Annotated in this window: 12 protein-coding genes; 8 read left to right on the top strand and 4 right to left on the bottom strand. The window is 56.7% G+C overall.

The genetic code is table 11. The features are described 5' to 3' along the window. Nucleotides 1-139: 139 nt before the first annotated feature. Both V1T76_RS17265 and V1T76_RS17260 read right to left on the bottom strand, forming a co-directional pair. Complete coding sequence (locus tag V1T76_RS17265; RefSeq protein ID WP_330561882.1) at nucleotides 140-616, bottom strand: GNAT family N-acetyltransferase; 477 nt, start codon at nucleotides 614-616, stop codon at nucleotides 140-142. Nucleotides 617-676: 60 nt separating this feature from the next. Next, nucleotides 677-1,345 carry an alpha/beta hydrolase gene (locus V1T76_RS17260; RefSeq protein WP_006933226.1) on the bottom strand — a complete coding sequence of 223 codons (669 nt, stop codon included), beginning with the start codon at nucleotides 1,343-1,345 and terminating at the stop codon, nucleotides 677-679. 300 nt (nucleotides 1,346-1,645) lie between these two features. Here V1T76_RS17260 and V1T76_RS17255 point away from each other — a divergent pair, with 300 nt between their 5' ends. The 8 genes from V1T76_RS17255 (at nucleotide 1,646) to tenA (ending at nucleotide 9,395) form a co-directional block, all read left to right on the top strand. After that, nucleotides 1,646-2,815, top strand: coding sequence for a cysteine desulfurase family protein (locus V1T76_RS17255; RefSeq protein WP_330561881.1), 1,170 nt, complete (start codon nucleotides 1,646-1,648; stop codon nucleotides 2,813-2,815). Nucleotides 2,816-2,919: 104 nt separating this feature from the next. After that, nucleotides 2,920-4,392, top strand: a complete 1,473-nt coding sequence (sufB, locus tag V1T76_RS17250; RefSeq protein ID WP_330561880.1) for a Fe-S cluster assembly protein SufB — start codon at nucleotides 2,920-2,922, stop codon at nucleotides 4,390-4,392. A gap of 66 nt (nucleotides 4,393-4,458) precedes the next feature. Beyond that, complete coding sequence (gene sufC / locus V1T76_RS17245) at nucleotides 4,459-5,214, top strand: Fe-S cluster assembly ATPase SufC (protein WP_330561879.1); 756 nt, start codon at nucleotides 4,459-4,461, stop codon at nucleotides 5,212-5,214. A 14-nt stretch (nucleotides 5,215-5,228) separates the two neighbouring features. Continuing rightward, complete coding sequence (sufD, locus tag V1T76_RS17240; protein WP_330561878.1) at nucleotides 5,229-6,548, top strand: Fe-S cluster assembly protein SufD; 1,320 nt, start codon at nucleotides 5,229-5,231, stop codon at nucleotides 6,546-6,548. Nucleotides 6,549-6,583: 35 nt separating this feature from the next. After that, complete coding sequence (locus V1T76_RS17235; RefSeq protein ID WP_330561877.1) at nucleotides 6,584-7,840, top strand: cysteine desulfurase; 1,257 nt, start codon at nucleotides 6,584-6,586, stop codon at nucleotides 7,838-7,840. 11 nt (nucleotides 7,841-7,851) lie between these two features. Then, nucleotides 7,852-8,247, top strand: coding sequence for an SUF system Fe-S cluster assembly protein (locus V1T76_RS17230; protein ID WP_330561876.1), 396 nt, complete (start codon nucleotides 7,852-7,854; stop codon nucleotides 8,245-8,247). Between the two features lie 73 nt (nucleotides 8,248-8,320). Further along, nucleotides 8,321-8,698 (top strand): Fe-S cluster assembly scaffold SufA, encoded by a 378-nt coding sequence (sufA, locus tag V1T76_RS17225; RefSeq protein WP_330561875.1) that lies wholly within the window; start codon nucleotides 8,321-8,323, stop codon nucleotides 8,696-8,698. 34 nt (nucleotides 8,699-8,732) lie between these two features. Then, nucleotides 8,733-9,395 (top strand): thiaminase II, encoded by a 663-nt coding sequence (gene tenA, locus V1T76_RS17220; protein ID WP_330561874.1) that lies wholly within the window; start codon nucleotides 8,733-8,735, stop codon nucleotides 9,393-9,395. A 74-nt stretch (nucleotides 9,396-9,469) separates the two neighbouring features. On the opposite strand, the gene V1T76_RS17215 is transcribed toward tenA, so the two are convergent. Next, entirely contained in the window at nucleotides 9,470-10,531 is a 1,062-nt protein-coding gene (locus tag V1T76_RS17215; protein WP_330561873.1) for a GGDEF domain-containing protein, read from the bottom strand. Nucleotides 10,532-10,654: 123 nt separating this feature from the next. Then, nucleotides 10,655-12,103, bottom strand: a complete 1,449-nt coding sequence (locus V1T76_RS17210) for a DEAD/DEAH box helicase (protein WP_330561872.1) — start codon at nucleotides 12,101-12,103, stop codon at nucleotides 10,655-10,657. Nucleotides 12,104-12,126: the final 23 nt, after the last annotated feature.

Raw genomic sequence — 12,126 nt, 5'->3', positions numbered from 1 at the left:
CTGAAGCTGAGTCTGCTGCTGTGTTCCGAAATATCCGGCCATGGTGGTTCAAGCCTCCCGGTTTCCGCTTCCGAAATCAAGGCAGGCAAAAAACAGTCTGTCCAGTTCGCTACACGGGAATGACGCAAAGCGCTCGCGCTTAGGTGCGTGTAGGGTATCCAGGTGAACGCATTTCAAACCCCGTTTTTGAGGTGACAAAGCCAAGGTTTTTGTAAAATCGATGCGCATTCTTGTTGGCAGACCCTGACAAGAGCATCACCTTGAAACAACCAGCCTCAAAGGCAGCGTCAGTGGCGCGTTGCATCAGTGCCTTTCCGATTCCCTTGCCGCGCCAGTCAGCGTGCGTGACGACATTTTCGATGAGAGCAAAGGGCGCACAGCCGCGCGTGAGGTTTGGCACCTTGACCAGCATGCAGGTTGCAACCAATGGGCCGGCCATGTCTGCGACAAGCACATCGACGCCCGGCTGCGCCAGGATCTGGTTAAAGGTTTCACGGCGCAAATCGTCTGATGCTGGAATGTCGTTCGTGATCAGCTGCACATAAAGCGCGCACAGGCCTTCAAAATCTTCCGTGGTAGCAGACCGGATAACAAGACTGTCTGGCGAAATGGGCATGAGAACCGCGAATGGTCGGACAAGTAAAAAGCCCGCCGGGCGGCGGGCTTTGAAGTCGTGTCAGTCGATGTCCACGTAGTCGGATGGCGAAAGCCCCAGTCGGCCATCGACATAGGTGCCGCAGCGCTGCATCAGCTCGTCCATGTCATTCTCGAAGAAATGGTTGGCGCCTGGAATGGTTTCGTGATCGATCACGATGCCTTTCTGGGTTTTCAGCTTGTCGACCAGCGTCTGAACATCCTTCTGCGGAACAACCTTGTCGTTGTCGCCATGAATAATCAGGCCGGAGGATGGGCAGGGGGCAAGGAAGGAGAAGTCATGAAGGTTTGCTGGTGGGGCGACAGAAATGAATCCCTCCACTTCCGGACGGCGCATCAGAAGCTGCATGCCGATCCAGGCACCGAATGAGAAACCGGCGATCCAGCAGGCGCGAGCGTCCGTATGAACGGTCTGAACCCAGTCGAGCGCGGCTGCTGCATCGGAAAGCTCTCCCTGGCCATGGTCGAAGGAACCCTGGGATCGGCCGACGCCGCGGAAGTTGAAACGCAGCACCGCAAATCCGCGCCGGGCGAACATGTAGTACATCTGGTAGACGATCTGGTTGTTCATCGTGCCGCCGAATTGCGGATGCAGATGCAGAACCAGGGCGATGGGCGCGTTGCGTTTTCTGGCGGGATGGAACCGGCCCTCAAGCCGGCCGGCGGGACCGTTGAAGATCACCTCTGGCATGAAACGCTATGTCCTTGTCATTTTGTCGCGCGGAAGAAGATCGCGCGGTATTCTGGGCTCACAATACGTGGTTTCCCGTAAGTCTAAACTTGACTCTTTGTCTCCGAGTTTCTAGAACCCTGTTTAGAATTATTCGAAAGTTCGCACCATACCTCAACAGGCAGACGATGCTCGGTTCGACCGGTTGGGGGCAGTTATCGTCATGATGGCGGAGAAATTCAAGGTTTTTCGCACATCTATCTGACAACAAAGCGAATTTTCGATTCTTTGCAAGGCTCGAATTCAATTGTAAGAGGCGCTATGCAGCATCAGTCTGCTCCGATCTATCTGGACCACAACGCGGGCGCGCCCCTGCGCGAAACCGTTCGTCAGGTCATGATCGAAGCGCTGAATGATGCCGGCAACGCGTCCTCCGTCCACGCACATGGCCGAAAGGCGCGGGGACGCATCGAGACAGCACGCGAGCAGGTTGCGCGGCTCTGCGGCGCCAGAACCAGAGCGGTGACATTTGTCTCCGGTGGAACGGAAGCCAACATGACGGCCCTTTCGCCGGCATGGCAGGACCAGGGCGCACCGGTTTATCTCGACAAACTCTTCAGAAGTGCCATTGAGCATCCTTCGGTAATGACCGGTGGACGGTTTGCCGTCTCCGATCAGGTGGTCCTGCCTGTCGACGATGACGGTCGTGTTGAGCTCGACGCACTGGAGCAGGCGGTCAAAGGTTCCGACCCAAGCCTCATTTCCGTAATGGCGGCCAATAATGAAACCGGCGTCATTCAGCCTTTGGCTGAAATCGGAGCCATTGCCGCAAGATACGGGCACTTTTTCCACGTGGACGCGGTTCAGGCTGCCGGCCGGATGCCGATCGATCCAGAAAGCTGGCAGGCAGACGTCCTGACGCTGTCTGCTCACAAGTTCGGTGGCCCGCAAGGCATCGGTGCAGTCGTGGTGCGTTCAACGGCCCGTGTACCTGCGCCACTGATGGTTGGCGGTGGTCAGGAAAACTGGCGCCGTGGCGGAACGGAAAACGTTTCGGCAATCGCCGGCTTCGGCGCTGCCAGCATGGCTGCCCTTGAAGAAGCCGCCGATACGCGCCATCTGAGTGATATGAAGGCGAAGCTCGAGACCGGGCTGTGCGCGATTTGCCCTTCGACAGTCATATTCGGCAACAAGTCGGAAAGACTGTCCAACACCTGTTGTTTTGCCGTTCCGGGCATTCCGGCAGAAACCGCGCTGATCGCTTTTGATCTCGACCATATCTCGGTTTCCTCTGGTTCTGCCTGTTCCTCCGGCAAGGTGTCCGTGTCCCATGTGCTGACCGCCATGGGCGTTTCGGAAGATCTTGCACGCTGCGCCTTGCGCGTCAGCATGGGGTGGAATACCAGCGGTTCCGACATCGACAGGTTTCTTGAGCTGTGGCCGAAAATCGTCGGCAGGCTCAACCCGCAGGCTCGTCATCAGGCGGCTTGAGGACAGGAATTCGGCAGATTCGCTGCCAGACATGGCGCAGGTGACAGGGTCGCTTGCAGGAAATAACCGAAGCAGGCACGGGGCCTGTTGAATGGAGGCAAGATATGCCAGCTGTACAGGAAACCATCGATAAGGTTAAAGCCATCGATGTCGACCAGTATAAATACGGCTTCGTGACCGATATCGAGTCGGATAGAGGCGCCAAAGGCCTGTCCGAAGAAACCGTCCGCTTTCTGTCGGCAAAGAAGAACGAGCCGGAATGGATGATGGAATGGCGCCTTGATGCACTGCGCCGCTTCCGGCAGATGGAAGAACCGACCTGGGCACGCGTTTCCTACCCGAAAATCGATCTCGATGACCTCTACTATTGGGCCTCTCCGAAATCCGTCGAAGGCCCGAAAAGCCTGGACGAAGTCGATCCGGAGCTGTTGGCGACTTACGAGAAGCTCGGCATTCCGCTGCGCGAACAGGAAATCCTGGCCGGTGTCGAGCCGAAGAACCGGGTTGCGGTTGATGCTGTGTTCGATTCCGTTTCCGTCGTGACCACGTTCAAGGAAGAGCTGAAGAAAGCGGGCGTCATCTTCTGCTCCATTTCCGAAGCGCTGCGCGAATATCCGGATCTGGTGAAGAAGTATCTCGGCTCCGTCGTTCCGGTGACCGACAACTACTACGCGACGCTGAACTCGGCTGTCTTTTCGGATGGATCCTTTGTCTATGTGCCTGAAGGCGTTCGCTGCCCAATGGAACTGTCGACCTATTTCCGTATCAACGAACAGAACACCGGTCAGTTCGAACGTACGCTGATCATTGCGGAGAAGGGCGCCTACGTCTCCTATCTGGAGGGTTGTACGGCACCTCAGCGTGACGAGAACCAGCTTCACGCGGCTGTTGTTGAACTGGTGGCCCTGGATGATGCGGAGATCAAATATTCCACCGTTCAGAACTGGTTCCCCGGCGACAAGGACGGCAAGGGCGGCATCTACAACTTCGTCACCAAGCGTGGCGACTGCCGCGGCAAGAATTCCAAGATCTCCTGGACGCAGGTCGAGACCGGTTCGGCGATTACCTGGAAATACCCGTCCTGCATCCTGCGCGGCGAGAACTCTCGTGGTGAGTTCTATTCGATCGCGGTTTCCAACGGCTACCAGCAGGTCGACAGCGGCACCAAGATGATCCATCTGGGCAAGAACTCGTCCAGCCGGATCATTTCCAAGGGCATTTCCGCCGGAAAGTCGCAGAACACGTATCGTGGACTGGTTTCCGCTCACCGGAAAGCCTCGAATGCTCGCAACTTTACCCAGTGTGACTCGCTTCTGATCGGTCAGGACTGCGGTGCGCACACGGTGCCCTACATCGAGAGCAAGAACGCCTCGGCCCAGTTCGAACACGAGGCGACCACCTCGAAGATTTCGGACGACCAGATGTTCTATTGCCTACAGCGCGGCCTTTCTGAAGAAGAAGCCGTGGCGCTGATCGTCAACGGTTTCGTCAAGGACGTCATCCAGCAGCTGCCGATGGAATTCGCCGTCGAGGCACAGAAGCTGATTTCGATCAGCCTGGAAGGATCCGTGGGTTAACGAGCCTGCGAACAAACGAACAGATTTGGGCTCGAAACGCCCGTTGATTTACGAGGAACTGTCTCAATGCTTGAGATCAAAAACCTGCACGCCCGCATCGCGGAAGACGAAACCGAGATCCTGCGTGGCATCGATCTGACCATCAATGCGGGCGAAGTACACGCCATCATGGGTCCGAACGGCTCCGGCAAGTCGACACTGTCCTACATCCTGGCCGGAAAGGACGACTACGAGGTCACCGAAGGTGAGATTCTGTTCAACGGGGAGAACCTCTTGGAAATGGAGCCGGACGAGCGCGCTGCCGCTGGCCTGTTCCTGGCATTCCAGTACCCGATCGAGATCCCGGGTGTTGCCACCATGGAATTTTTGAAGACGGCGATGAACGCACAGCGCAAGGCGCGCGGTGAGGACACGCTGTCGATCCCGGACTTCATGAAGCGCGTCAAGGAGGCTGCCGGCCACCTGAACGTCTCCATGGACATGCTGAAGCGCCCGCTCAATGTCGGCTTCTCGGGTGGCGAGAAGAAGCGTGCGGAAATTCTGCAGATGTCCTTGCTTGAGCCGAAGCTCTGCGTTCTCGACGAGACGGATTCGGGCCTCGACATCGACGCACTCAGGATCGTTTCTGAAGGCGTGAACAAGCTGCGCGGTCCGGATCGTGCCATGGTGGTGATCACCCACTATCAGCGTCTGCTTGACTACATCGTTCCGGATGTCGTCCACGTTCTGTCCAAGGGCCGCATCGTCAAGACCGGCGACAAGGACCTGGCGCTGGAGCTGGAAAAGAACGGTTACGCCGACTACATCGACACGGCCGCCTGAGGGAGCAAAGCGATATGAACGCCAGCGCACCCATCAAACACACCCAGGCGGAAAGCGACCTGCTGGAGCGTTTCGACAACGCGAAAGACAGTTTGGCTGGCTCGGTTGCCGTCAAGGCTCTGCGCGAAGCGGCGCTCGGCCAGATTCGGGACCGTGGCCTGCCACATCGCCGGGTAGAGGAATACAAGTATTCCGACCTGCGAGCCTACATGAAGTCAGCAGCCCCGCTCGCAGGATCGGCTGATGAAGCTGCGGCCAGAAGCCTGATTGAGACACAGGACGGTTTCGGAGATCTCGACCGCTACCGTATCGTTGTCGCCAACGGTTCCTATCTTGCGGCGCTTTCCGACGTTGAAGCCCTCGCCAGTGAAGGCGTAACGCTGACAAGCGTTGCCGAAGCCCTTGACGGCGAAACCGGCACCCAGTTGGTTGCTTCGCCGAAGACGGGACCGTCTGACGGTGTGATTGCCTTGAACACCGCGTTCCTCCAGGGGGGCGTCGTCATTACGGTGAAGAGCGGTGTGGAAGTGTCCAAGCCGGTCGAACTTGTTCAGGTGGCGACAGCCAAAGGTGCTCAGTCAGTCCGCAACCGTGTGGAACTTGGCGAAGGTGCGAAGCTGCGTCTTCTGGAAACCTTTGTCGGAAATACCGGTGAGGGGGAGCTGAACACGGTGTTCGATTACGAACTCGCCGACAAGTCAGCGCTTGCGGCCACGCGTCTGATTGTCAGCAAGACCGATGCAGCGCAGCTGTTTACCACAATTGCAACGATTGGCGCCGAGGCGGAGTTGAAGTCGCTTGGCTTCATCGCTGGACCGCAGTTCACTCGCAACCAGCAATTCATCAACTTTACCGGTGAAAACTCCGAAGCAAAGATCTACGGCGTGACCATGGCTGGCGGCAAGTCGCTTGCCGACCAGACACTGATCGTCGATCATGCGGTGCCACACTGTAACAGCCGTGAATTCTTCAAGACCGTTCTCGACGGTCAGGCGAAGGGTGTTTACCAGGGCCGGATCAACGTTGCCCAACACGCCCAGAAAACCGATGGCGAGATGATGACCCAGGCTCTGCTCCTCTCCGAGGACGCGGAAATGGCCAACAAGCCGGAACTTGAGATTTTCGCGGACGACGTATTGTGCGCCCACGGTGCGACCAGCGGACAGATCGACGAGGATCTGCTTTTCTATCTGCGCGCCCGCGGCATTCCGGAAGACGAGGCGAAGACCCTTCTGGTTCTCGCTTTCCTTTCCGAAGCGATTGAGGAATACGGCGAAGACGATGTGACGGAAGGCCTGGAAGCACGCGTGCGTGACTGGCTTGCCGACCACTGACATCTGAAGCGAACGGGAATAAGGAGCAGCGCCGCATGACGGTTGCGACCGCAGAAGAAACAGTCGGCAGCGCCGGCTACGACGTCGAAGCGATCCGCCGGGATTTTCCGATCCTATCGCGGGAGGTTTACGGCAAGCCGCTGGTCTATCTGGATAACGGTGCCTCCGCCCAGAAACCCCGGCAGGTGATCGATGCGGTGACCAAGGCCTATTCCGAGGAATACGCCAATGTGCATCGTGGCCTGCATTTCCTGTCCAATACCGCAACCGACAACTACGAAGCTGCGCGCGAAAAAGTGCGCCGTTTCCTGAACGCCCAGTCGGTCGATGAAGTGGTTTTCACCAAGTCCACCACCGAGGCAATCAATCTGGTGTCCTATGGCCTTGGCGGAGATTATTTCGCCGATGGCGGCGAGATCGTTCTGTCGATCATGGAACACCACTCCAACATCGTGCCCTGGCATTTCCATCGGGAGCGTCACGGTGCGAAGTTGAAATGGGTTTATGTGCGCGAAGATGGCTCGTTTGATCTGGATGCTTTCTCAGACAGCCTGACCGACAAGACAAGGTTGGTTGCGATCACGCACATGTCGAATGTTCTCGGCACGGTCGTTCCCGTCAAAGAAGTTTGCCGGATCGCGCATGAGCGCGGCATTCCTGTGCTCGTGGACGGCAGCCAGGCAGCGGTGCATCTTCCAGTCGACGTTCAGGATATCGATTGCGACTATTACGTCTTCACCGGTCACAAGGTTTATGGGCCGTCGGGCATTGGTGTCCTGTGGGGCAAGCCTGAGAGGCTTAAAGCCTTGCGTCCGTTCAATGGCGGCGGAGAGATGATCCTCGACGTGACCGAGGACATTGTCACCTATAACGAGCCGCCACACCGGTTCGAGGCCGGCACGCCCCCGATCGTCCAGGCAATCGGCCTCGGTGCTGCACTCGACTATATGGATGCGCTTGGGCGGGAGAACATTGCCCGCCATGAGGCGGATCTGAAGGACTATGCCCACCAAAAGCTGCGCGAGATCAACTCGCTGCGAATCTTCGGGGATGCACCGGACAAGGGCGCAATCGTCTCATTTGAACTGCAAGGCGCTCACGCACATGACGTTGCAACGATCATCGATCGGGCAGGGGTCGCGGTCCGGGCAGGGACCCATTGCGCACAGCCGCTCTTGGCAAAATACGGTGTGACTTCTACATGTCGGGCTAGTTTCGGGCTGTACAACACGCGCGCCGAAGTCGACGCACTGTATGAAGCCCTGTTGAAGGCTCAGAGCTTTTTCGGGTAAGGACGGACCCCATGGAAAACGCTACTACAATTGATACCGGCGCGGATGGCGAAGAGCTGCAGACGGAAGTCTCGGCAAAAAGCGCGATTCCGGCAAATGAACTCGATCAGCTCACCTCAGACATCATCGGTGCTCTGAAAACGGTGTATGATCCGGAAATTCCCTGTGATATCTACGAACTTGGCCTGATCTACAAGGTCGATATCGAGGATGACAGGTCAATCAACATCGATATGACGCTGACAGCCCCTGGTTGCCCTGTGGCAGGCGAAATGCCTGGCTGGGTGGAAAATGCTGTTTCTGCCGTCGCCGGCGTCGGACCGGTGAATGTCGATATGGTCTTCGATCCGCCCTGGACACCTGACCGGATGTCGGACGAAGCCAAGGTTGCGCTCAACTGGTATTGAGCTCCAAACCTTTAATCGGATAAGCTGACACCCCATATCAGGTTTAGCAATCGCTTCACTGAACGAGGATCATATGGCTTCCGCCGCTAAATTCCAGGTGATGACCCTGACCGACGCCGCCGCCGAGCGTGTAAAGGAACTTGTCGAGAACTCGGACAAGAACGCCATCGGCTTGCGTGTCGGTATCAAGAAGGGCGGCTGCGCCGGCATGGAATACACCATGGAAATGGTGGACGCGGCGAAGCCCGGTGATGACACGGTTGAAGACAAGGGTGCCAAACTCTTCGTAGATCCGTCGGCTGTACTGTTTCTGCTCGGCACGGAAATGGATTTTGAAGTCACCAAGTTCCGGTCCGGTTTCATCTTCAAGAATCCCAATGAAGTGTCTGCCTGCGGTTGCGGCGAATCCGTTTCCCTACAGGCTGCTGACCTGAACGCCCTGGCGCGCTGAGCCGCGCGTTACTGATCTTTCCGATGAGTGTTTCATGAGCCTTTTCGAGCGTCTGAAAACCGACGCCGGCCCTCAATGGGCCGACTACACCCGTCACGCCTTTGTTCAGCAGCTTGGTGCAGGAACACTGCCGCAGTCCTGTTTCAAACATTACCTGGTTCAGGACTATCTGTTTCTCATCCAGTTTGCCCGCGCCTACGCGCTGGGTGTCTACAAGAGCCCGTCGGTTGCTGACATGCGTCAGTCCTTGGAGGGGGTGAAGGCCATTCTGGATGATGAACTCGACCTCCATGTCGAAATGTGCCGTGGCTGGGGAATGGACAGGGAAATGATCGAAACGTCTCCCGAAGACACCCCCACAATGGCCTATACGCGCTTTGTGCTGGATGCCGGCATGGCAGGCGATCTCCTGGACCTTCAGGCAGCGCTAGCGCCCTGTGTGGTCGGCTATGCAGAGATCGGCGCCAGACTCACTGCGGAAGGCTGTGACTTTGACAGCAATCCCTATACCCGCTGGATACGCGAGTACGCCAGCGAAGGCTATCAGGAGCTCGCCAACGGCTTTGTCACCTGGCTGGATGGGACGGCAAACCAGGTGTTGACGGACCATCGTTATCCACGTGTCCTGTCGATTTTTGAAAAAGCCTGCCGCCTTGAAAGCGATTTCTGGCAGATGGGCCTGAACGCAAAAGCCTGAGACAGATATCTGCTCAGGCTTGGCTCCTAATTCCAAATTTTCGGAAAACCAGCGCCTGAAGACGCGTCCTTGCTTCAGGCAACGTCTTCCTGTGCTCGCGTGCCTTCAAGTTCCCTCTCTGTTTTCACTACATTCCGGCCTGCGTTCTTCGCAAGGTAAAGGGCCTCATCCGCCCGCGAGACGATGGAATGAGCCGTATCCATGCCTTCAAAAGTCGCGATGCCGACCGAAATGGTCACCCGGCCCAGGTTCTCGCCTGTCGAACGCTTGACCAGTTCCTTGGACATGACCGCGTTACGGATGTTTTCCCCAATGACGGCAGCGTCATCCAGTTCGGCATGCGGCAGAATGATAGCGAACTCTTCGCCGCCATAACGGCAGGCAATGTCCTGCGCCTTGATATTTTGCTTGACCGCTAGCGCGACGAGCCTGAGAACCTGATCGCCTGTCTGGTGGCCGTAGGTGTCGTTGAACTTCTTGAAGTGGTCGATATCGGTCATCAGCAGAGAGAAACCGCGTCCGCTTTCCTTGGAGTGATCGATGACCCGTTCAATCGAATTCTCGAAGTGTTTGCGATTGTTGAGTGTGGTCAGTTCATCCGTCAGGGATTCATAGCGGATCGCTTCCAGAGAGGACTGCAGGTTCTCGATGTGCTTCTTTGACTCCAGGAGCTGGCTCTCCAGCTTCCGATTGGAAGCAACCGCGTTCTGGGTCGATTTGACCAGATGCGTGACATAGATCTGCAGTTTCTCGGGATCGGAAACTGATTTGATCTTTTCACCGGCCTGCTCAAGCGCGGTGCCATAGTCGGACGTGGCATCTGCGCTAAGCTTCAGCGTGTCTACCAGTTCTTCGACTTCTCTGGAGACCTTGGACCCAACTTCATCCAGACGATCCCCAAGCCGCGTTGGTGACAGGAAACGACCGTACAGCGTCAGCATTTCGTCGGTGCTGATCCTGCCGTTGGATTTGATGGATTCATTGACGGCCCGGTTCAGGCCCTGATTGTAACCAGCCGCATACGTGTACCAAAGTTCGTAAGAACGAGGGTAGGCTGGCAGTACATTTTTCTTGATGTAACTGATTGCGGACTCTCCATATTGGATAGTCCGCTTGTGGTCGTCTTCATCCGCCATCAAGTTTCTCTCACCCATGCCTTGCGAATCCGCCCCACACGGACACAAGAACTAGGTTTTAAACTCCGATGGAAGGTTTAAGGAGCCGTTAAGCTTAAAGCAAAACCTGGACAGATTTTGCAGTTACGACGCCTTTTTAGGCCGCGGCTCGCGCAGAAGAAAAGCAGGAATATGGACGCCAGCTCCGAAGGCCGGTTCCAGCTTGTCATTCCTGGACCGTTTACCGGACTGCCTCTGCGGAAGATTCGAGACTGGAGTCGGGTTCAGCATTTCCGGGAGTTCCTCAACTTGCTCTTCCACGACTTCGCGTGGTTTGCTCTGTGACCGGCGACGGTTGTTGGACGGCTTTGTCTCGGTGGCTTCGTTGTCGTTGCTCGAACGCGCGTTGCGGGAAGGCTTGCCAGCCTTGCGACGAGCCTTGCGCTCTTGAGCCGCAGCTTCGAAATCGATCGCGTCTCCCAACCAGTCGATATTTTTCTTGATCAACGCCTGAATGGCATCAAGATATTTCTGGTCTTCTCCGGTAACCAGAGTAAAGGCAGTGCCCTTGCGCCCGGCGCGACCGGTGCGGCCGATACGATGCACATAGTCTTCGGCGTTACTCGGGACGTCGAAATTGAAGACGTGGCTTACTTCAGGAATGTCAAGGCCACGGGCCGCGACATCGCTTGCCACCAGCAACTTGATCGTTCCCTTCCGGAAATTGTCCAGCATCATCATGCGTGTACGCTGGTCCATGTCTCCATGGAGGGCTCCAACGTTATACTCATGACGTTCCAGTGACCGGTAAACGGTCGTCACGTCCCGCTTGCGGTTGCAGAATACGATGGCATTCTGAAGATCTTCAGCGCCTTCAAGCAGTTCTCGCAGCGAAGCACGCTTTTCGTAATCCTTGGACTCGGTAGCCTTCAGAAACTGCGCGACGTTTTCTGCCGTCGATGAGGTCGGCGCGACTTCGATGCGGGCCGGGTTCTGAAGGAATGTTTCCGTCAGGCGTTGGATTTCCGGAGGCATCGTTGCCGAGAAGAACAGGGTCTGGCGGGTGAACGGGATCAGTTTGCAGATCCGTTCGATATCCGGAATGAACCCCATGTCGAGCATCCGGTCGGCTTCATCGATGACGAGGATTTCGACACCTTGAAGCAGAAGCTTGCCGCGTTCGAAATGGTCGAGCAGACGGCCTGGTGTAGCGATCAGCACATCGGTGCCCCGGTCCAGTTTCTTGTCCTGTTCGGAAAAGGAAACGCCACCGATCAACAAAGCAATGTTGAGCTTGTGATTGGTGCCGTATCTGGAGAAGTTCTCTTCTACCTGCGCTGCGAGTTCGCGCGTCGGTTCGAGAATAAGCGTACGCGGCATGCGTGCCCTGGCGCGGCCCTTTTCGAGCAGCGTCAACATGGGCAGTGTGAAACTCGCGGTCTTGCCGGTTCCGGTCTGGGCGATGCCAAGAATGTCGCGGCGCTCAAGCACCTGCGGAATGGCTCCCGACTGGATTGCCGTGGGTTCTTTATAACCCGCTGCTTCAACTGCAGCGAGGACCTTCTCGCTAAGACCGAGAGTATTAAATGCCATGGAGCGTTTTGCCCGAATGTTGT

It is taken from the genome of Roseibium sp. FZY0029, assembly GCF_036350355.1.
In the GTDB taxonomy this organism is placed as follows: domain Bacteria; phylum Pseudomonadota; class Alphaproteobacteria; order Rhizobiales; family Stappiaceae; genus Roseibium.
This window is presented reverse-complemented; position numbering and strand designations above follow the sequence as displayed.

Coding starts and splice junctions, on each gene's coding strand:
- V1T76_RS17265 (WP_330561882.1), bottom strand. CDS start 616: ATGCCCATTTCGCCAGACAGTCTTGTTATCCGGTCTGCTACCACGGAA.
- V1T76_RS17260 (WP_006933226.1), bottom strand. CDS start 1,345: ATGCCAGAGGTGATCTTCAACGGTCCCGCCGGCCGGCTTGAGGGCCGG.
- V1T76_RS17255 (WP_330561881.1), top strand. CDS start 1,646: ATGCAGCATCAGTCTGCTCCGATCTATCTGGACCACAACGCGGGCGCG.
- sufB (WP_330561880.1), top strand. CDS start 2,920: ATGCCAGCTGTACAGGAAACCATCGATAAGGTTAAAGCCATCGATGTC.
- sufC (WP_330561879.1), top strand. CDS start 4,459: ATGCTTGAGATCAAAAACCTGCACGCCCGCATCGCGGAAGACGAAACC.
- sufD (WP_330561878.1), top strand. CDS start 5,229: ATGAACGCCAGCGCACCCATCAAACACACCCAGGCGGAAAGCGACCTG.
- V1T76_RS17235 (WP_330561877.1), top strand. CDS start 6,584: ATGACGGTTGCGACCGCAGAAGAAACAGTCGGCAGCGCCGGCTACGAC.
- V1T76_RS17230 (WP_330561876.1), top strand. CDS start 7,852: ATGGAAAACGCTACTACAATTGATACCGGCGCGGATGGCGAAGAGCTG.
- sufA (WP_330561875.1), top strand. CDS start 8,321: ATGGCTTCCGCCGCTAAATTCCAGGTGATGACCCTGACCGACGCCGCC.
- tenA (WP_330561874.1), top strand. CDS start 8,733: ATGAGCCTTTTCGAGCGTCTGAAAACCGACGCCGGCCCTCAATGGGCC.
- V1T76_RS17215 (WP_330561873.1), bottom strand. CDS start 10,531: ATGGCGGATGAAGACGACCACAAGCGGACTATCCAATATGGAGAGTCC.
- V1T76_RS17210 (WP_330561872.1), bottom strand. CDS start 12,103: ATGGCATTTAATACTCTCGGTCTTAGCGAGAAGGTCCTCGCTGCAGTT.